We start from the raw sequence: 20,902 nt of genomic DNA on the forward strand, positions 1-20,902 counted from the left end.
CTGCATTATTCATGAAGACTTTGGAAAATCCTCGAAAGCCTTGGCAAGAAGTTCATCTAGCGATCTGGCTGAAAAACAGTCTGTTTTTTGAGATGTCCTCACAATCAGGTTTTTGCCAGTTGGTGAATAATGCAGGTTAGAGCCTCCTGACTTGAAAGAGGGTGTGGGGTGTGGGGTGTAGGGTGTGGGGTGTGGGGTGTGGGGAAGTGGGGAAGTGGGGAGAACAAAGCTGCCTATTGCCTATTGCCTATTGCCTATTGCCTATTGCCTATTGCCTATTGCCTATTGCCTATTGCCTATTGCCTATTGCCTATTGCCTATTGCCTATTGCCTATTGCCTATTGCCTATTGCCTTCTGTCTCTCCTCTCCCTTCTCCCATCTTCTCAATGGTCACTGATCTTTGATAAACTGAGTTTCGGTGAATTGGCCCGACCGATTCGATAATTCATCAGGCTATGGATCAAGGGTAGTAATTGTAAAGATTGACAAAGAGAGGTTGACATAGATGAGATTTCGTGCCTTGTTAGTTGCCTTTTTAGCCTTGTGCTTGGGGGTGTTGACAGCTTGTAGCGACGCGCCTAGTGCCGTCCTGAATAGAAACGAGCTAACCTATGATGAAATTTTAAACACGGGATTAGCTAACAAATGTCCGCAGATTTCTGAGTTCACCCGGGGTACTCTCCCCTTAGAACGCGGCGAAAGTTATGTAGTGACAGATTTGTGCTTGGAACCCCAAGAATATTTTGTCAAGGGTGAACCCATTAATAAGCGGGAAGCAGCCACCTTTATCCCGGGTAAACTCTTAACCAGAGATACCACCAGTTTAGAACAGATGACAGCGAGTTTAACCGTAGGTGAAGACGGTGTTTTAACCCTCAAGGAAGAAGACGGTATCGATTTCCAACCCATTACCGTACAATTACCCGGAGGTGAAAGAGTTCCCCTCTTCTTTACCATTAAAGGTTTCACCGGCAAAACCGAAGCCGGCTTTAACTCGATTAACAGTTCCACGGATTTTGAAGGCGACTTTAAAGTTCCCTCCTATCGTGGTGCTGGTTTCTTAGATCCCAAAGGTCGGGGTGTGGTGACAGGTTATGATAATGCTGTCGCTTTACCCGCTAGTGCTGATAGTCAAGATTTCCAGCGTGCTAACGTCAAAGCGACGGAACTGGGTAAAGGTACTATGTCTTTACAGGTAACTAAAGTTGACGCTTCTACCGGCGAGTTTGCTGGTGTTTTTGAAAGTGAACAGCCTTCCGACACCGATTTAGGCGCAAAAGATGCTGAAGAAGTGAAAATTCGCGGCATTTTCTACGGTCGTCTCGAAGCTCGTGCCTAATTAATTTTTGGCTAAATTCAGAATTTCTGGAAATTAAGGCGAATTTCTCCCTAGAGAAGTTCGCTTTTTTTCTAAGCTTTGACAGACTTAATTTATACCAAATCTGGTTATCAAAGACTGATTATTTATTCCCCCTTTTGCATGAGTGCCTTTTGCCTATCCTGATATGTAGCCTATACTCAACGGATTTAGTATAATACCATTTCTCTAAATGAAAACTACACATCGAATTTAAGTCACCCTTTTTAAGGGGGATTTAGGGGTATTAAACTTCTGTAGTCAGACTTTGGAGAATTGGTATAACTCCCCAAGTTTTCAGCAGATAAATATAATTATATCAACTCCATTTTGAGTAGTTGTTTCAGGAAAGTTAAGAGATTTTGTAGTGATGGTATTTGTGTTGCAGTTTGCTCGCTAATCCACCAATCATCAGAAATATTGCGGTCATTAAAGAGATAGGGACTAATTATTTTAAATACTTTCCGTTTTTTCTGACTTGCTTTTATAAGTATCTTGAGTCAGATAGCGGATACGAGATTTCAGAAATTCAGCGACTCCATAAATTTCATCAAGACTGTCTATATTCGTGGTTGCTTCTTTACCAGTTTCGACGTTATCGGGAATACTGATTGATTTCTTGCCAGTTTTTTCATGGAAGCGCAGACGACAGACTGTTTTGGTTACTTTTCCATCTAAGTTGATACCAAAATAACTTCTAGTGTCTTTGAATTGAATGCGTGCGGTGTTGATTTCTTCGCGTAGAATTGATTTAATAATGTAAAATCCTTCCAATTCTTCGGGGGTCGTATTAATTTTATCTTCCCCTGTTTCTTCTGGTGGAGTATCTTCTGCTGCTGATGTATCAGGAGGATTTGTTTCAGGTTCTTTTCCTAAAACTTCCTCAAATTTTTCTTTGATGATATCATTGATATACTCTTTGAGAGAACGCTTAATAATTTCTTTGAATTTTTCGACAACCGATGCAGTTCTCACCCCAGAATACACATGACTAACAAAAAACTTAACAAATTCGGGGGAAGGATCATTTAATTGCTGGGCAATCACTTTTTTAACTTCTTTTGTGTGCAATAAATTGCGAGCAACCTCTTCTAGTTCGTCAGAATTAAAGCTAGATTTAGAAAATCGTTTTAATTCGTTAACAGAAGAGTCGTCAAAGTCGAGAATGTTAAACTCAAAAAATGGCTTATCGTCCATGATATTATCCTTGACGATATCCGTATAAAACCGATAGATAATCCCATTAGTTAAAACTCCAAAGTTAGCTCCAGTTGCGTTAAAATATCGATGCAGTTGGGAACTATGTTTAGGATGCTCAAGATTTTGATGACAACTTTTACATTCCATCAAAATAATCGGTTGATTGTCCAAACAAATAGCATAATCTACTTTTTCCCCTTTTAATCCAGTTAAATCGGCACTATATTCTGGGTGAACTTCCATGGGATTGAATACATCGTAACCCCATGCTTGCAAAAAAGGCATAATAAAAGCTGTTTTGGTTGCCTGTTCGTTTTGGATTTGAGAACGAGAGGTTTCAACTTTTTGAGCAATTTCTTTGAGTTTATCGATTTCCATGATAGCCTCATTATCTAGGATGTGTGGGTTCTCAGCCTAACCATAATTTAACCCTTTTTTTACCTCAGGGTCAAGCATTTTTGACTGTCATCATCATTAATTCAAGAATATTCACACTAATCCAGCGCCATTCGGATATTTTATGCTATCATTCCTAGGAACGGGTTATTTTTAATAATGTCGCCATTTGATCAAAGACAATGCTTGCTTTAGAACAGCTTTATGAACGGGAGTATGATCGCTGGTTAAGTGAGACGATCGAGTTATTAAAAAATCGTCAGTTCGATCGGGTAGATTACGAACATTTAATCGAGGAGTTGGCAGCTTTGGGACGAAGCGAAAAAACTGCTGTTAAAAGTTTAAGTTTACAAATAATAATCCATCTCCTAATCTATCAATTTTGGACAACAGAAAGAGAAATAAATAGTAATCATTGGGCGGCAGACATTATCACTTTTCGAGTACAATTAGAAGATAAGCTCACCACCAATTTAAGCAAATTTCTAAAACTAGAGTTAGACAATATCTATGAAAACGCTCGCTTAATTGCCGAAAAAAAGACAGGATTAAAAAATTTACCGATAATTTGTCCCTACTCTCTGAGACAAATTCTTGAGAAACAGTGGTTTCCCGATACAGATAATCAATAAACTCTCAAAAATATGGACTCTCACAACAGTGAACCGATTATAATTGCCGAAGCGGTGGAAAAATGGTACGATAACCGCTTTCATGCTTTGCGGGGAGTCAATCTCACCGTTAATAAACAGGAAGTTGTCGTGATTATGGGGCCGTCCGGTTCGGGAAAATCCACCTTTATTCGCACTTTTAACGGGTTAGAATCCTATCAAAAAGGCCGCATTATTATTGACGGAATAACTGTGTCCCACAACTTCAAAAATATCGAGGCAATCCGTCAGGAAGTCGGCATGGTTTTTCAACAATTTAACCTCTTTCCCCATCTGACAGTATTAGATAATGTCACCCTTGGTCCGATGTGGGTGCGCGGTTGGAAAAAAGCGCAAGCGGAGGAAATAGCCAGAAAACTCCTCGAAAAAGTCGGTATTCTCGAACAAGCGCTTAAATATCCCCCTCAGTTATCGGGAGGACAACAGCAGCGGGTGGCGATCGTTCGCGCTTTAGCTATGCAGCCGAAGGTGATGTTATTCGATGAACCCACCTCAGCTTTAGACCCAGAAATGGTGCGAGAAGTCTTGGAAACAATGCAAAGTTTAGCCAAATCGGGGATGACCATGGTTTGTGTCACCCACGAGGTAGGATTTGCGCGAGAAGTGGCCGATCGAGTGGTATTTATGGATCAGGGTTTAATTTTGGAAATTGCCCCCCCAGCAGAATTTTTTAATAATCCCCAATCCGATCGAACTCAGCAATTTTTAGCAAAAATTCTTTGATTTTCCATGACTTGATGAGGCTGCATCTCAATTTTGTCGAAATATCTATATTGCATTTGGGCGCACGCGGTGCGCCCCTACCATTGGTGGGATAATATTATTGTAGGGACGAATTGCCTTCGCCCTCTTTTAATAGCTTCTGCTGCTCACCTATATGTGAGAGAAAGTCACAAATAGGAGATGCAGCCCTTGATGATTAAACCATCTCTTTTTCTTCTTCTACCTCCACTAAAAGGGGAACGAGATTTTCATTTAAACGACCAGCTCGAATTAATTCTGCGTAGGTATTAGCTTCGATATCAAGTAAAGTATCTTGAAATTGTTCGGCTACCACATCTTTTAATTGTGGGTGTTCCTCTAGTAATTTTTGCAACTGATCGCCCAAGGACTTTAATTGTCCTTCCACCATAGTTTTTTTATAGCGATAAAATTCGGGATCGATATCGGGAAAACGTTCTGGTTGTTGTAGATAATTAGACACCCTAGTTAAAGCAATTTGACGAGCAATTAAGGCCGAATATTCGCTCCGAATCGGTTGATCACCGATAAGATTGAGGGCATTTAATAGCCATTGTATAGATAAGCCTTGCACCAATAAAGTAAATAAAACCACCCCAAAAACCACGTCAATAATTTCTTGACGGTAGGGGATAGACGTGGGAACACTTAACGCTAGGGCGATCGAAACCGAACCGCGCAATCCTCCCCACCATAACACCGTTCTTTCCTTAAAATTGATGCTATTGCCCGTAATTAGATTACTAATTGCCCCTAGTCCAAAAATGGACAGCAAACGGGAAACCACCATAGCAGCGATCGCTATTAAAATCCCGGTTAAGTGACTACCGAGACTCTCAAAACGGGTTTGATCGCCGATCAGTAAAAAGATGATGGAATTGACAAAAAAGGCGATAAATTCCCAAAATTCGCTAACTACTAGGCGCGTGCGCGGACTCATACCAATGCGCGAACCGAGATTACCGAGAATAATCCCGACAATTACCACCCCAATCACACCGGATCCGCCTAATTTTTCCGTGACGAGATAGGTTCCATAGGCAGAAACGAGGGTGAGAGACTGTTCCACAAAAGGCAGATCGAAGCGTTGGGTAAGGTAGGAAATGCCGAAACCGATCACGCAACCCACACCGATGCCAATCCCCACAAAGGTGCAGAAACGAGCGATCGTCACGGGTATGGAAAAGGTATCGACTCCCAAGGGAATCCCCACCAAGAGGACGAAAGCGACCACAGCGACCCCATCATTAAAGAGACTTTCCCCTTCCATCAGGATCGTTAGTTTTTTACTGGCCCCCAATTCTTTAAATAGGGCAATCACAGAAACGGGATCGGTGGCAGCTAGGGCAGCCCCCAACAGAAACGCGATCGATAGGGGTAAATTGGCAAAGATATGTAGGGGATAGGCGACTCCCAAAACGGAGATAATCACCCCGATAACGGCAAAAAGGACGATAGTAACCCAATATTCCTTTAATTTAGCCCAGGGAATATTCCAAGCGGCTTCAAAAAGGAGGGGAGGCAGAAAAATTTCCAGAATTAATTCCGGGGAAAGATTAACTAGACGCAAATCTAAAAAAGCTAAACCCATGCCGACAATAACTAACAGCAGGGTGTAGGGAATTTTGCGGAGGAAGGCAACGGTTCTCGATAAAGTGGCGACACTCAAGGAAATGGTCAAAACTAGCAGGAATTGCTCTAAATTATGAGCGATTGCTTCGTTAGCAGTGGATTCTAGACTCATTATTTTCAGTTATCAGAGATGGGGTGTGGGGTGTGGGGTGTGGGGTGTGGGGAAGTGGGGGGGTGAGGAAGTGGGGAGGTGGGGGAATTTCAACTAAAACCCTAAAACCCTAAAACCCTAAAACCCCAAAACCCCAAAATCTAACACCCTAGTCATTCCCAGACTGAGGAGAGATTTTCAAAGAGGAAATAGCCCCTTCTTCAACAGATTTTTTTTCCTCCCTTTGCTCATCGAGAGAAGGAGTTTTCTTGCCGCCAGAACCGCCACTTTTCGGGGGTTTCGAGGAGAGGAATCGGGACTCGAACTGTTTGATCAGCACATACAACACCGGGACGAGAAATAAACTCAACACCGTGGAAATCAGATAACCGCCTAAGATTGCAGTTCCCAGGGACCAACGACTCATCGCTCCGGCGCCAGAAGCGATAACCAAGGGCAAGAAACCGACTAAACCGGAAATAGCCGTCATCAGAATTGGTCTTAAGCGTTCCGTCGAGGCCCGGGCTGCCGCCTCGGGAATACTTAAACCCAAAGTACGGGACTGGTTAGCGAATTCCACGATTAAAATCGCATTTTTAGCCGCTAAACCGATCAACATGACCAAAGCCACCTGAGCATAGATATTATTATTCACCGTCGGGAAGAGACTACCCACTTGTAGGAAATTCGCCCGCAACAGTAAGGCCCCCATGGCACCTAGGATCGCTAGGGGAACAGTAATCATGATGATAATGGGGTCGATATAGCTTTCGTACTGGGCTGCGAGTACTAGGAAAACCACGATAAAGGCTAATCCGAAGATAATTGGGGCAGCCCCGGCGGAAGTTTTTTCTTGGAAAGCCGTACCTGTCCAAGCGTAACCGAAACCGGGCTGCAGGACTTTCCGACAAACATCTTCCATCACTGCGATCGCCTGTCCCGTACTAAAACCGGGAGCGGGACTACCCTGAACGTTAATCGAGGGATAGAGGTTAAAGTTAGTGATAATCGGTGGATAGGTGAAGCGTTTGACGCTAACTAAACCCGATAGGGGAATATTGGCCCCGGTACGGGAACGGACGTAAAGACGGTTAATATCTTCAGGATTAGAACGATAATCCGCTTCTGCTTGGGCAAAGACTCGATACAAGCGATCGCCTAAGACGAATTGATTGACGAAGTTGGAACCGAGATAGGTTTGCAGGGTACCGAAAACGGCCTGCATATCGACGTTTTGCGCCTGTAGCTGGTTGCGATTGATGGAAAGTTCCAGCATCGGCGTGTCGGTGGTAAATTGGGTGAAAATTCCCGATAATTCCGGTCTTGTTCGGGCCTCGGCCATGACTTTATTAGCGTTGGCAATCAAAGCGTCCATGGGGAAAGAAGCGCGGTTTTGGATAAATAACTCGAAACCGCCGGTAGAACTTAATCCATCCACGGGGGGCGCATTAACGGCGAAAGCGCGAGCATCTGGGACTTTAGTGGCTAATTGTTGGTTAATTTTCCGCAGAACCCCGAAAACCGACTTATCTTCGCCGGGCCGTTCCGACCATTCTTTTAACTTGACAAAAAATAGCCCTTGGTTGCTACCACTTCCAGCAAAACTAAAGCCCGCCATACCGACAAAGTGTTCGATTTCTTCGATACCGTCGAGAATTTCTTCATTAATCTGACGGATAACCTGGTCGGTGTAGCGCAGGGAAACCCCGGCGGGTGCTTGCACCAAAACGAAGGCATAACCTTGGTCTTCTTCGGGGATAAAACCCTGGGGAGTGGTGCTATAACTCCAAGCTGTGAGAAAGAGGGCGGCGATAAAGAAGGGTAACACTAAAAAACGGATGCGGATCAGAAATTCGATCGAGCGTCGATAGCCTTCTTTAACTGCGTTGAAACCCCGATTAAAGCCCTCGAAAAACAGTCCCAAGGGTCCGCGGGTGCCTTGGGGCGGTTTCATGATAATCGCCGACATGGTGGGGGAAAAACTGAGGGCGTTAAAGGTGGAGATGATAATTGAAGCGGAGATGATGACGGCAAATTGTCGATAAACGATCCCCACCGTACCGGGGAAGAAGGTGACGGGGATAAAAACTGCTAGCAGTACAAGAGAACTAGCGATAACCGCCGAGGTTAACTCGCCCATGGCATCAAGGGCAGCTTGAAATGGCCGCATTCCCTGCCGTAATTTTTCTGATACCGCTTCTACGATCACGATGCCGTCGTCCACCACTAAACCAGTGGCCAGAATGACGGCAAACAAGGAGAGGTTATTGAGAGAATAGCCTAAAGCCAGGGCGACGGCCATGGTTCCGATCAAAGATACGGGAATAGCGATCGCCGGAATGATCGTGGTGCGCCAATCCTGAAGGAAGATAAAAATGACGAGAATAACCAGTAAAATCGCCTCCACCAGAGTGCCAAAGGCTTCTTCTAGGGAAGCGGCGACAAAGGCGGTATTATCGAGGGTAATGGCGATATTTAACCCCGGGGGGAAACTTGGTTCTAGTTCCGCCATTTTTTCTTTCACCAGTTTGGCAGTATTCCAAGCGTTGGAACCGGGTAACTGATAGACGATATAGACGACGGCGGGGGATTTGTCGAAATAGGCGGCGGTACTGTAGCTTTCGGCTCCGATTTCTGCACGTCCTACATCTTTAATTCGGATTAAATCGCCATTTTCCCCGACTTTGACGACGATATTTTCTGCTTCCTCCCCGGTGGCAACCCTACCAACGGCGCGAATGGCGATCTGGAATTGCTGCTCTTCGGGACTGGGATCACCGCCAATTGTCCCCGCACCCACCTGAATATTCTGTTCTCGGATCGCCTGTACTACTTGTTCCGCCGATACACCCCTAGCGGCTAAAGCATCGGGATTAAGCCAAAAACGTAGGGCGTATTCCCTCTCCCCGATGATTGTTGTACTACCAACTCCCTCGATCCGGCGAATCTCGGCATCGATGACCCGATCGACAAAGTTACTTAAAAAGACCGTATCGTAGGGATAATTGCCCTTTTCGTCCGGTTTGGCGGAAATCCCGTAGGCAAGGGTAACGCTGGGGGATTGGGTATTGGTTGTCACCCCCTGCCGGTTCACTTCTTCCGGTAAACTAGCGGCCGCGGTACTGACACGGTTTTGTACCAAGACTTGGGCAATGTTACGATCCATTTCCACCGGGAAAAAGACATTCACCGTACTTTGTCCAGTGTTGGTACTCTGGGACTGCATATAAACAATCTGTTCTGTCCCGTTAATCTGGCGATCGAGTACCGTGGTAACGTTATCCTGTACGGTTTTGGCATCGGTTCCCAAATAGTTGGCATTTACCGCTACCTGAATAAATGCCAACTGGGGCAGTTTTTCTAGGGGTAAAAAGGGAACAGCGATCGCTCCGATCAAAACGATTAAAATCGAGCAAACTGTGGTCAGAACGGGTCTTTTAATGAAGGTATCGGCAATACTAAGGATCATAGGGCGTTACTGGTTCATCTTTTCTAGGATAGTTGCGGCAGTGGGAGATTTACGAGTCAGATAATTAAATATTAATAGTTTAAAGATGGTATCTAGGATAACGGGAACAGTGGCCACAAACAAGCTGATAAATGTAATATTCTCGCGCCAACCAAAGTGCCGGAACAAAGTTTCTAAGATTACCGTCCAACCCTCCGCCGAGTGAAACCCGACAAATATATCGGTAAAGAGAATAAAGATAAAGGCTTTGGTTATATCATTTAAGCTGAGAAAATAACGACTAACATAAGCTCGCGTAATTGCCAATTGTTGACGACCAAAAATTAAGATGGCAATAAAGGCTATTAATCCAGTTATATCGGAGAGTAAGTTTTTCCAACCATCTTGACTTTCATAACCCGCTTCTTTAAATAATTCCTCGACCTGTTCCCGAAAGGTTTCTTCTGATTCATGTCCTACTTTTGCTACTCCTAAAACGTGCTTGATTTCTTGTATTTCTTGAAGTCTAGCAAATTCCCTGAGATATTTTTCGCCAATTTCCTGAGAAATATAAACTTCTGATATTTTCGCTCTATCCACACCCAAATAGTTTAAAATAGGGCTAAAAATAAAGTTTCTACTAATAACCTGCACCAAGAGAGGAACTAAAATAATAATCAGGATAAAACGAATAGCAATACGTTGCTGTTGTCGCAGGGTACGGAGTTGTTTAATAACGGTTTGTTCGTATTCTGGGGTTAATTCTTGTTGGAAGTTAAAAAATTTATTACTGGTTGCAGGAGAAATTATCTGGTTGTCTTTATCCCTGGGGTTATCACTGGTGAGATTGGTATTAGGCAGATTTGGGGTTTGATTATTCGGTAATGGGGGCAGCAATTCCCCTAAATCTAGGCGATATTTACCGATAATATCCTCGATCGCCTTTAAAGTCTCTAGTATGTTATTATTTTCTGGGTTAGTTTGCGGGTTAAGAAAATTACCCAGACGCACTTGAGTTAAATCGAGACGTATCTGGAACAATTCTCGCTCTAGGGTACTTTGAAAGTAATCATAAACACTTTTTCCTCCCACGGCAGCCGGGGAAATTTTTTGTCCCCCAAAATGTTTATCTTCGATCGCTTTAATTTTCAGCACCCTCTGATAAGCTGATTCTAAGGCCACTAAAGAGCGTCTTTCTACCCATTGATTAACTCGATTCCAAGGCACGGCTATAATCCTCGCTTTTCTGTCATCACAATCACCACGGTAAGCTATCAGCGTTGGCTAGATCTCCACGTTAGAGAAATATCCATAATATTACATTTTGAGCGCAGGTGATGCACTCCCACCATTGAGGAAATACAACGTTTCTCATCAAAATATTGTAGGGGCGAATTGCATTCGCCCTCTTTTACAGCGTTTCTCATCAAAATATTGTATAATCTAATTGGTTATTGACGACCGATGACTGACTCCCTAAAACGAAAACTTCCTAGCTCACCCTTAGGATAACTGATCTAATTAAACTTAGCAATAACTTTTAGATATTGAATGCTCCTCAACAAATAAACTATAGTTACTTTGAAAGATTTCAGGGGTAAATCTATTAGCCTGTTGCCGACAACTTTCTGGAGCAATTTTATCACCGTGATCAACAAAATAGTTAACCGCTGCTGCCAAAGATTGGGGATTTTGTTCCCCAAAAAGTAATCCTGTTCCCTGGGGAGAATTTTCCCGCAGATCTCGCACGGTTTCTAAAGCACCTCCTGCAGCAAATGCAATCACGGGAGTACCACAAGCTTGCGCTTCCACTAAAGCAATACCAAAATCCTCACAAGCAGCATAAATAAACGCTTTTGCTCTCGACATATATTCTGCTACTATTCGATCAGAAACCGCACCTAAAATCTGAATATTATCCCTGGCTAACTGTCGAATTAAAGCCATCTGAGGACCATCTCCAATAACCACTAGGGGTAATCCCAATTGATTAAATGCCTCCACAATTAAAGGGACTTTTTTATAACTAACCAAACGGGAGACGACTAAATAAAAATCTTCCTTTTTCTCGTGGTAGGGAAAACGCTCAATTTGTACGGGAGGATAAATAACTTTTGCCTCGCGTCGATAACAGCGCCAAATTCGTCTAGCGGTGTGGTGGGAATTAGCTATAAAATAGTCCACACGATTAGCAGAAATCACATCCCACTGACGCAAACCATGCAAAAGATAACGGGTGAAAATACCAGGTAATCCCTGTCCTAACTTACTATTAGCCAGATAGTCAAAAGTTAAATCCCAAGCATAACGCATCGGAGTGTGACAATAACAAATGTGAACCTGATCCGGTCGAATTAACACCCCTTTAGCCACACAATGGGAGGAGGATAAAATCACATCATAATCCTCTAAATTTAACTGCTCGATCGCCAGAGGAAGAAAAGGTAAGTATTTTTGTACGCCATTTCTCGCTTTCGGGAAATTTTGCAGAAAAGTTGTCCCGATCGAGCGACCATAGAGATAACTATCGGGATTAGTGGACTCAAAATCGATCAAAGCGTATAAATCCGCCTCTAGACATTGTAAAATCTCCCTAACCACTAATTCCGATCCCCCCGTCGCCTTTGGGGTTAACCACTCGTGAACCAGAGCGTACTTCATAGGATAATCAATAATCTCAGCCGTAATTATAGCAGTAAGGGATCGGCAGTTTAAGAGTTTACTTTCTGGCTTTCTCTTCCCCAAAATTACCGACCCATATCCGATTACGGTAAAAAACACTAGGAAGAAATTATTAAATTTTTCAAGAAAAATTGCAAAGTTTAGTAAAAATTACTAGCAAGATCAGATGATCGACTCCATAATGGGGATCGACGAAAAAATAGGCTTAAACCGATTGGGATCAAAAAAAACTAGCTTTATATACAAAAGATAACTAATTAACGAGGTTTGCTATGATCACCCTGCAACAAGTACGCTGTCCTAATTGTGGAAATTTTGCCGAAAGACAGCATATTTTAGAACACCATCTCGTTAGCACCGCCTGTTCTCACTGCGATTATCTGTTAGTTAGTTGCAGTCTCACGGGAAATGTACTAGAGTGTTATGCACCCGGTATTGGTTTAAGAAATTAACACCGCCCCCTAGCCGGATCGAAAATGTCTTGTCAAAATTAGAGTGAGAAGACAAAATCAAGGAGCTAAGTAGCTATGGGGGGTAATTTCTTCAAGGGAGCGATCGCCCTGGGGGTAATAGCGGGGATTATGGGATTTACCAATCCCCCCCAAGAACTTTACAGCGAATACGCCGCCGAAAAACTCCTCGCTCATGCCGACAAAATCGCTTGCGAGAAAATCAGTCTCTGTGACTCGATCGATTCTTTGCCAGTGGCAGCCAGAAATGTGATCAAAAATCAAATCTTAAAACCAGCGATCGAAACCTCTAGTCAACGGCAAAATTTAGGTGTGTTCAGTATTTACACCACAGAAGTACCGGGGGTAGCTAAAATTAGAACTCTTGGCGCTTTTGGACATTTCTTGACTTTCTCGGAGACTTAGGTGAGATTACTGCCAGCTTAACCGCTACCAGCTTAATAATGAGTTAAGATAATCATGTTAACCCGCGATTTGAGCGATAGAGTCGTCGAGAACACCGATTAATCCTGCCTAACCGTGTTTAATTTCCTGCCCATTCTCCGAGAAGCGATCGCCCGTTGGTGGTCTGAATTCACCCTCCAAACTAAATTAATGGCCGCGGCTACTTTAGCCGTTTCTTTGTTGATGAGTGGTTTAACCTTTTGGGCGGTTAACACGATCCAGCAGGATGTCCGTCTCAATGATACCCGTTTTGGCCGGGATTTAGGGCTGTTATTAGCCGCTAATGTCTCCCCTCTGATTGCTGAGGACAATTTAACCGATTTAGCCCGTTTTTCAGCCCGTTTTTATAGTAGTACCTCCAGTGTGCGTTATTTGATCTACGCTAACGAGGAGGGTGAAATATTTTTCGGTATTCCCTATTCTACCGCCGAAGTTAAGAACTCCCTGACGATCGAGCGTCGCATTCAATTGCCGGAAAATTATGGCGAAAATGGGGAAACTCCCCTCATCCGTCAGCATAAAACCCCCGACGGTGAAGTCACCGATGTTTTTGTTCCCTTAAATCATGAGGGCAAATATTTGGGAGTATTAGCGATCGGGATCAATCCTAACGCTATTGTGGTGGCTTCTTCTAATCTAACCCGTGATGTGACTATTGCCGTTTTTGTCTCGATCTGGGCTATGGTGATTCTCGGAGCGGTTTTTAATGCTTTAACTATCACCAAACCGATCAAGGAGTTATTAGTCGGGGTCAAAAATATTGCAGCGGGAAATTTTAAGCAGCGCGTTGATTTACCCCTGGGAGGAGAGTTAGGAGAATTAATTCTCAGTTTTAATGAAATGGCGGAAAAGTTAGAACGATACGAAGAACAAAATATCGAAGAAATGACCGCCGAAAAAGCCAAATTAGATACGTTAATGTCCACTATTGCTGATGGAGCAATTCTCTTAGATACTAATTTTCAATTATTATTAATTAATCCCGCAGCTCGGGAGATATTTGGCTGGGAAGATCGGGAAATTATCGGTCAAAATGTTCTACATCTTTTTCCTTCGGAGTTAACGGTTAGACTAACTAAACCTCTCTATCAAATTGCGGCAGGAGAAACCCTCCAGCCAGAAGAATCGGCTAATCAAAATCAGAAAAATGCTGTTACTGATCAGGAAAATAATAACTATTCCCCAGCAGAATTTAGATTATCTTTAACTAACCCGAAACCCCGGACAATTCGCCTTTTGTTAACTCAGGTATTCGATCAGCATCGGGAGAATGTCCGGGGAATTGCCATGACGCTACAGGATATCACTAGAGAAACAGAATTAAATGAGGCAAAAAGTCAATTTATCAGCAATGTTTCCCATGAGTTAAGAACCCCTTTATTTAACATCAAATCTTTTATTGAAACCCTGACAGAATTTGGTGAGGATCTCAGCGATACAGAAAAAAGAGAGTTTTTAGAAACCGCCAATCATGAAACCGATCGCTTAACTCGTTTAGTTAATGATGTTCTCGATCTTTCTCGGTTAGAATCCTCGCGTAACTATAACTTAGATGCGCTCGATATCGGACAATTAATCGAACAAACCCTAAGAACCTATCAACTCAATGCTAGGGATAAAGGACTAGAATTAAGCTCGGAAATTGAAGCCAATTTACTACCAATTTTAGGTCATTATGATCTACTTTTACAGGTATTAACTAATCTAGTCGGTAACTCCCTAAAATTTACTCCTGCCGGCGGTAAAGTGGTGATTCGTGCCTATAAAATAAGCAGAGATAATCCCCAAGAAACTCCCAAAATTCGCGTGGAAGTATCCGATACTGGTATTGGCATTGATGCCGAGGATCAAAGTGCCATATTTGATCGATTCTATCGGGTAGAAAATCGCGTTCATACTCTAGAAGGGACGGGATTAGGATTATCGATCGTCAAAAATATTATTGAAAAACACTATAGTCAAATTAATTTGATTAGTGAAGTGGGAATTGGCACAACTTTCTGGTTCGATCTAGATTTATATCAAGGCTTGATCGCCAGCAAGAAAATTAACGACGTGAGTTTATAAAAGCCAGGGCAATACTGCCCAAAATCAGGGTTAATAATAGCAATAATCCCTTATTCCTGAGACACCAATTTTTAAAAACCCTAGGGAGAGGGAGAGGAGGAATTTTTTCGGCTATTATTTGGCTATTTTTGTATAAAGTGCAGCTGGTAGCGTAGGGACGTTGGGGAAAATTACAGCTATCATCGCCATGGTAGAGACAAGTTTGACATAAAAACTCGCCCGTGACAGCTTGATGCAGGGTCATGCCGGGATGACCATAGGCCTTTAAAATATTAGCACAGTAGGGACATTGCAAGGCTTGACTATCGACCTTCTGCTGACAACGAGGACAGGTAATCATAATCGCTAAATTTTCCCTTTGAGGATTGTCATTGCTAAGGTAGATCCCCCCGCCTATCGGCACCCCCCTTATCAAGGGTAGATCCCCCCGCCTATCGGCACCCCCCTTATCAAGGGGGGCAGGGGGGATCGAACCCAAAATCTATCTTCAATTTAATTATAACCAGCTACTTAGCAAAACCCCCTGGCTTTTTCTGGTTATTTGACTAAATAGCTGCGCCATTGTGAGGCAACTTCTTCCAGTAAACGCCAAGTTTTACCCTCGATCTGTCTTTGTAAATAAAGATCAAAATTGTTGTGTTGTTTGGTATCTTTTTGATGGGGCAATCGCAGAGTTAGATCGTAATCCCCCTGCAAGTGATAAGCGGGTAACTTGCCCACATAAATCGGTTCCAGACTGGTGACATTAATTTTAGCAATTTTTACCTGCGGCTCCTCGATCTGTAAAGATTGACTAAGACGATCGGATGTGTGACGAAATTGTAATAAAAGGGCTTTAGTGACGATTTCTCCAGGGGGGGCAAATTCTTGGGGGGGAGTGACACTACCACAAGCAGTTAGGAAGACAAGGAAAATACTGGTTAAAAAACCGAGAAAACGACGCATAGAATGATATTTTGAAAAAGAATGGCAGCGGGTTAAGAAAGATTATGACTCAACCAAACGAGCGAGAGAATTTCAGCCAAGCAGAAACGGTGATCCGACTACAAGAGGCGATCGAGCAGTTAAATTCGATCGTTTCCCAACTTAACACGGGAACGGGGACAGTGTTACCCCCAAAAGTTGCCGTTGATAATCTTCTTAACTCAACGCAACAGTTAGCCGCTGCTTTAAAACCAGACGAATTTGCAGGAGTTGAGCAAAGTTTAACCCCAGATTCTCCCATCGAAGCAGTCGAGGGAATCGACGATATTTTACCGGATTTCGAGCAGGTGGAAGGGTGGTGGACGGCAATTTTGAACAAAATTCGCCGACTTTTACCGGCAGGAATTAGCGAAAAAATTCCCGATTGGTTAATCACCGGCTTGTTAACAGGAAGTTTAGTCACTATCCTCTTAGTAGCCGTGATCAGTTTACCGAAAAATCCGGCGGAAATTGCCGAAAATATGCCCGAAGTTATCCCTAGTCTCCCACCGGCAGCCGGGGAAATTATCGAAACTCCCCCAGAATTAACCGCACCAGAGGCACCGATTCCCGTCCCGATTACTAAAGCAAAACCACGATTAACTCCCGAACAAAGTTTAGTCGCAGCTATTCAAGAGGAAATTACCAATTTAACTACTCGTTATCCCGTCGGGATTATTTCTACTATAGAAGCGGACTTTTTGGCTAGTCGTCTAGTAGTTGTTTTGGGCGATAATTGGTATAGTCTCGATGCATCACAACAGGATAAATTGGCTAATTCGGTTTTTCAACGTTGCCAAAGTCTCGATTTTCGGCGCTTGGAAATGAAGGATAACGAAGGAATTCTCCTCGCTAGAAGTCCCGTTGTCGGCGATCAAGTGGTAATTGTCAATCGCACTCAATCCACCGCTGCCATCTCCTCCGGTGAGTAGTTTTCAGCGCGGGGGGAGGGAGTTTCAAGACAGCCTCAAGAATTCTCGCCAACCAGTCCGCTTTTTTCCCTCGCTGGTTAGATATCTGAATATACACAAAGATTATTGATCCCTGACTTAACGGTGTTATAATTAGCTAGGTAAAATTTTGTAACGATTCTTAATCTTGAACCTACCCGATAGTCAATGCTTCCCCCCGTCCTGGGTGGACGCGGCAATTTTGGTGCGAGACAAATTGCTCCGATCCGACCCAACTGCTTTAAACTTTTCTAGGGTTCCCATAACCGCCAAAATTTTGCCCTAACTACCCGGAATTAAGAGATTTCAGATTATACCATGAACTCTGTTATTCGTCAACAGCGAGCGCTGATCACCGGAGCCAGTAGCGGCATCGGCAAAGAAACCGCCCTCGCTTTCGCCAAGGCGGGAATTAATCTGGTTTTAATCGGTCGCGATCAGCAAAAATTGGCAACCGTGGCGGCAATGGCGGCAGATTTAGGCGTATCAGCCCAAGCTTACCCCTTAGATTTGGCAGATATCCCGGAAGTAGCTCCTAGGATCGCTAAAATCGCCCAAGAATCTGGACCGATCGATATCCTGATCAATAATGCTGGCATGGGTTACACAAATCCCTTAGCTGACACACCTTTGTCAGACTGGCAGCGGGTGATCGACCTGAATTTAACCAGTGTTTATCAGTGCGTGCAGGGGATTTTACCTGCCATGCGTCAACAGGGAGGAGGCACGATTATTAACGTTTCCTCGATCGCCGCCGATAATTTTTTTCCTGATTGGGGGGCCTATAGTGTCAGCAAAGCGGGATTAGTGGCATTTTCTCGCATTCTAGCGATCGAGGAGCGGGCTAACGCCATTCGCGTCACGATTATCACCCCCGGTGCTGTCAATACTCCCATCTGGGACAGCGATAGCGTCAAAGCAGATTTCGATCGCTCGGCCATGTTAACCCCAGATATCATCGCTCAGGCCATTCTGCAAGCGGTGTTACTGCCTAAACAGGCCGTAGTGGAAACGATGACCATTATGCCCAGTGCGGGGGCATTATAACCCGAAATACTTCTATTTATCAATCAATTCGCCTACAGGCATCTTCATTATGACCATAGCTTCTTCTAACGGTTTAAACGGTAATCTAACCGACGCTATCCAAGCACGCGTGACCACTCGCCCTGATCGCAACACCCACAATGGCAAAACCGCTCAAATTCATCCAACTTGCGACGAAAACAAAGAACAGATGATGGATGCGGTCAGAAATATCCTGATCTCGGTGGGAGAAGATCCCGAAAGAGAAGGTTTATTAAAAACCCCCAAACGGGTGGCCGAAGCGATGCAGTTTCTCACCCAAGGCTATCAACAATCCCTAGAAACCCTCGTTAATGGTGCGATCTTCGATGAAGGTCATAATGAGATGGTATTAGTGCGCGATATTGACTTCTTTAGTCTCTGTGAACATCATATGTTACCCTTCATGGGGCGGGCCCACGTTGCCTATATTCCTAACCAAAAGGTGGTCGGATTAAGTAAATTGGCCCGCATTGTGGAAATGTATTCCCGTCGTTTACAGGTGCAAGAGCGCCTCACCCGTCAGATTGCCGAAGCGATTCAAGAAATTCTCGACCCCCAAGGGGTTGCGGTAGTCATGGAAGCAACCCATATGTGTATGGTGATGCGCGGGGTGCAGAAACCGGGATCTTGGACTGTCACCAGCGCCATGTTAGGAGTCTTCCAAGACGAGCAGAAAACCCGCGAGGAGTATCTTAACCTGATCCGTCATAAACCCAATTTCTTCTAGTCAGGGAAATGGGGGAATTCAACTAAAACCCCAACACCCTAAAACCCCAACACCCAAAACCTTCTAACTGATCACTGATCACTGAATTTTTGCAGTCGCTCTAACAAGAGGGCGACTTTTTTGAGGTCTTTATCACCAGGCGATCGCTCAACGCCGCTAGAGACATCAATGCCATCGGGGTGCAGCCGAGTTAAAGCTTCACCAATATTATCGGGGTTGAGTCCTCCAGCGAGAAACCAGGGCAAGGGGGGCGAAAAACTGGCTAAAGCTTGCCAGTCTAAGGTATGTCCCGTACCGCCGAGTAATTGGGGATGGTAGGCATCTAAAAGTAAAGTATCGACGCTATTGAAGTAAATTGTCGACTTTTCCCAACTTTCTCTGTCTTTAATCCGCAAAGCTTTGATAATTTCCCGGTCGGGTAATAATTGCCGCAACCTTTGGCAATATTCGGGAGATTCTTTACCATGTAACTGCACACTTGTCAAGGGGGTTTTAATAATTATTTGCTGAATAATTTCCAGTTGCTCGTCGGCAAAAACCCCGATAAAATCGATTTTGTCGGGTATTGCGGCAATAATAGCGTTAATTTGCTCGATGTTGACGTAACGAGGCGAACTCGGTACGAGGATAAAACCTAAGGCCGTAGCTCCTAAATTGGCGATCGCTCGCCCCTGGTCTGGTTGGGTAATGCCGCAAATTTTAATTCGCATTTAATCTTATTCGCAAAACGTTACAAAAACTGTTAAGTATTCAAACAAAAAACAGTTTCGGGTCAAGAGCTTTTTATAATGCCCTGTGATTAACAAAATCTTATCAAGACTGGAGTGCCAATGATCCCTTCCACCTTACTTTTAGCCACCGCTCAAACCATTCCCTGGAATTTATCCGTCGGGATTACCATGACCTTAGCTAACCTAGTAGCCTTCGTTATCGGTTATTTTGCCATCCAAAATACCGGGGCTGGCCCTGCTTTACCCTTGCCGCAGTTAGCCTCGAAAAAAAGCTTCGGTCTGCCGGAATTATTGGCTACCATGAGTTTTGGCCATATTCTCGGTGCGGGACTGGTTCTCGGTCTTTCTAATGCGGGCATTCTCTAATCAGTAATCAGTGACCAGTAAACCTCAGAGAGAGGAGCCAGTAGTCAGGAGAACTAAGCATAAAGAGATTTTAGGCGACTTCATCCCTATTTTTCCCATTTTTGAACTCTCAAAAATTAGGGCTTGCTGAATAAATCTAAAAACCTTGTTGGGTAAAACTTTTAGACCTTTTTGAAATCCAAAAGTAATGGATATGGGAGTGATCGGGGGAAAATTTAGGCACTTTTTCCCTGAAAATTAGGTAATTGGTCACCTCAAAACTGGTAAAACCCCACACCCGTTCGGACCTCGGCGTGAGACTTCGGCGTGAGACTTCGGCGTGAGCTCAGTCGAACGCTCAGTCGAACGCTCGGTCGAACGCTGAGCTCACGGCCGAAGCCCACACCCTGCCCCCAGGAAAAACTTTTTCAGCAAACCCTAGATAGATGGTTTCCCAGTTCTAAACGGTGCAGTAATTGCGGGTATATTGCTGAGAAAATGCCGTTAAATATTCGAGAATGGGACTGTCCAAGCTGTGGGACACATCATGACCGAGATATTAACGCCAGTAAAAATATTTTGGCGGCAGGGCTTGCGGTGTCAGTCCGGTTCGCGACCATAAGACCAGAACAGAGTAAATCTGGGGCGGCAGGTGCGAAAAATCCTTCGGGACCCCAATCCGTGAAGCGTCTGAATGGAAACATACCCAAACAACATCCGTCCGCCACAATATTTCTCCGATAACGCCCCTAACGTAGGGGTGGATATCGGGGATTGTCCTAGCCTGCATTATTCACCAACTGGCAAAAACCTGATTGTGAGGACATCTCAAAAAACAGACTGTTTTTCAGCCAGATCGCTAGATGAACTTCTTGCCAAGGCTTTCGAGGATTTTCCAAAGTCTTCATGAATAATGCA

Annotated in this window: 18 protein-coding genes and 1 pseudogene; 11 read left to right on the forward strand and 8 right to left on the reverse strand. The window is 44.0% G+C overall.

Annotated features, from left to right (window positions below):
- Nucleotides 1-506 precede the first annotated feature (506 nt).
- Nucleotides 507-1,340, forward strand: coding sequence for a photosystem II manganese-stabilizing polypeptide (locus tag IM496_RS15885; RefSeq protein WP_194013966.1), 834 nt, complete (start codon nt 507-509; stop codon nt 1,338-1,340).
- A gap of 471 nt (nt 1,341-1,811) precedes the next feature.
- On the opposite strand, the gene IM496_RS15890 is transcribed toward IM496_RS15885, so the two are convergent.
- Nucleotides 1,812-2,936, reverse strand: coding sequence for a type I restriction endonuclease (locus IM496_RS15890; RefSeq protein WP_287662517.1), 1,125 nt, complete (start codon nt 2,934-2,936; stop codon nt 1,812-1,814).
- A 200-nt stretch (nt 2,937-3,136) separates the two neighbouring features.
- On the opposite strand from IM496_RS15890, the gene IM496_RS15895 reads away from it, so the two are divergent.
- Complete coding sequence (locus IM496_RS15895; RefSeq protein WP_287662519.1) at nt 3,137-3,586, forward strand: DUF29 domain-containing protein; 450 nt, start codon at nt 3,137-3,139, stop codon at nt 3,584-3,586.
- A gap of 12 nt (nt 3,587-3,598) precedes the next feature.
- The gene (locus IM496_RS15900; RefSeq protein ID WP_194013971.1) at nt 3,599-4,348 is read left to right on the forward strand and encodes an amino acid ABC transporter ATP-binding protein; all 750 of its coding nucleotides are present in this window, start codon (nt 3,599-3,601) and stop codon (nt 4,346-4,348) included.
- Nucleotides 4,349-4,544: 196 nt separating this feature from the next.
- Here IM496_RS15900 and IM496_RS15905 read toward each other — a convergent pair whose 3' ends face one another.
- From IM496_RS15905 to IM496_RS15920, 4 genes are all read right to left on the reverse strand, one after another.
- Entirely contained in the window at nt 4,545-6,110 is a 1,566-nt protein-coding gene (locus tag IM496_RS15905; protein ID WP_194013974.1) for a cation:proton antiporter, read from the reverse strand.
- A 148-nt stretch (nt 6,111-6,258) separates the two neighbouring features.
- Nucleotides 6,259-9,558, reverse strand: coding sequence for an efflux RND transporter permease subunit (locus tag IM496_RS15910; protein ID WP_287662520.1), 3,300 nt, complete (start codon nt 9,556-9,558; stop codon nt 6,259-6,261).
- A gap of 6 nt (nt 9,559-9,564) precedes the next feature.
- Complete coding sequence (locus IM496_RS15915) at nt 9,565-10,764, reverse strand: hypothetical protein (protein WP_194013978.1); 1,200 nt, start codon at nt 10,762-10,764, stop codon at nt 9,565-9,567.
- Between the two features lie 300 nt (nt 10,765-11,064).
- Complete coding sequence (locus IM496_RS15920; protein WP_194013980.1) at nt 11,065-12,198, reverse strand: glycosyltransferase; 1,134 nt, start codon at nt 12,196-12,198, stop codon at nt 11,065-11,067.
- Nucleotides 12,199-12,491: 293 nt separating this feature from the next.
- On the opposite strand from IM496_RS15920, the gene IM496_RS15925 reads away from it, so the two are divergent.
- The 3 genes from IM496_RS15925 (at nt 12,492) to nblS (ending at nt 15,200) form a co-directional block, all read left to right on the forward strand.
- Complete coding sequence (locus tag IM496_RS15925; protein ID WP_002738058.1) at nt 12,492-12,671, forward strand: hypothetical protein; 180 nt, start codon at nt 12,492-12,494, stop codon at nt 12,669-12,671.
- A 75-nt stretch (nt 12,672-12,746) separates the two neighbouring features.
- Entirely contained in the window at nt 12,747-13,094 is a 348-nt protein-coding gene (locus IM496_RS15930) for a DUF4359 domain-containing protein (RefSeq protein WP_002791071.1), read from the forward strand.
- A gap of 114 nt (nt 13,095-13,208) precedes the next feature.
- Nucleotides 13,209-15,200, forward strand: coding sequence for a two-component system sensor histidine kinase NblS (nblS, locus tag IM496_RS15935; RefSeq protein ID WP_287662522.1), 1,992 nt, complete (start codon nt 13,209-13,211; stop codon nt 15,198-15,200).
- On the opposite strand, the gene IM496_RS15940 is transcribed toward nblS, so the two are convergent.
- Entirely contained in the window at nt 15,181-15,540 is a 360-nt protein-coding gene (locus IM496_RS15940) for a hypothetical protein (protein ID WP_002800603.1), read from the reverse strand. The two genes, nblS and IM496_RS15940, sit on opposite strands and share 20 nt — an antisense overlap.
- Before the next feature lie 197 nt (nt 15,541-15,737).
- The gene (locus IM496_RS15945) at nt 15,738-16,145 is read right to left on the reverse strand and encodes a hypothetical protein (RefSeq protein WP_287662525.1); all 408 of its coding nucleotides are present in this window, start codon (nt 16,143-16,145) and stop codon (nt 15,738-15,740) included.
- Between the two features lie 44 nt (nt 16,146-16,189).
- Between IM496_RS15945 and IM496_RS15950 the strand changes: the two genes are divergently transcribed.
- The 3 genes from IM496_RS15950 to folE all read left to right on the forward strand — a co-directional run bounded on the left by IM496_RS15950 (nt 16,190) and on the right by folE (nt 18,908).
- Nucleotides 16,190-17,095: a hypothetical protein gene (locus tag IM496_RS15950; protein WP_287662527.1), complete on the forward strand. Its 906-nt coding sequence runs from the start codon at nt 16,190-16,192 to the stop codon at nt 17,093-17,095.
- Nucleotides 17,096-17,431: 336 nt separating this feature from the next.
- The gene (locus tag IM496_RS15955; protein WP_194013986.1) at nt 17,432-18,160 is read left to right on the forward strand and encodes an SDR family oxidoreductase; all 729 of its coding nucleotides are present in this window, start codon (nt 17,432-17,434) and stop codon (nt 18,158-18,160) included.
- 49 nt (nt 18,161-18,209) lie between these two features.
- The gene (gene folE, locus IM496_RS15960) at nt 18,210-18,908 is read left to right on the forward strand and encodes a GTP cyclohydrolase I FolE (protein ID WP_002751379.1); all 699 of its coding nucleotides are present in this window, start codon (nt 18,210-18,212) and stop codon (nt 18,906-18,908) included.
- 71 nt (nt 18,909-18,979) lie between these two features.
- Here the strand turns inward: folE and IM496_RS15965 are convergent, their stop codons facing one another.
- On the reverse strand, nt 18,980-19,618 hold the full coding sequence (locus IM496_RS15965) for a phosphoribosylanthranilate isomerase (protein ID WP_194013988.1): 639 nt from the start codon (nt 19,616-19,618) through the stop codon (nt 18,980-18,982).
- Nucleotides 19,619-19,738: 120 nt separating this feature from the next.
- Here IM496_RS15965 and psaK point away from each other — a divergent pair, with 120 nt between their 5' ends.
- Nucleotides 19,739-20,005 carry a photosystem I reaction center subunit PsaK gene (gene psaK, locus IM496_RS15970; protein ID WP_002736399.1) on the forward strand — a complete coding sequence of 89 codons (267 nt, stop codon included), beginning with the start codon at nt 19,739-19,741 and terminating at the stop codon, nt 20,003-20,005.
- Between the two features lie 417 nt (nt 20,006-20,422).
- A pseudogene (locus IM496_RS15975) lies at nt 20,423-20,728 on the forward strand (zinc ribbon domain-containing protein); the annotation flags it as partial.
- Nucleotides 20,729-20,902: the final 174 nt, after the last annotated feature.

This window comes from Microcystis sp. M049S2, from assembly GCF_020245625.1.
Classification (GTDB): Bacteria; Cyanobacteriota; Cyanobacteriia; order Cyanobacteriales; family Microcystaceae; genus Microcystis; species Microcystis ichthyoblabe_A.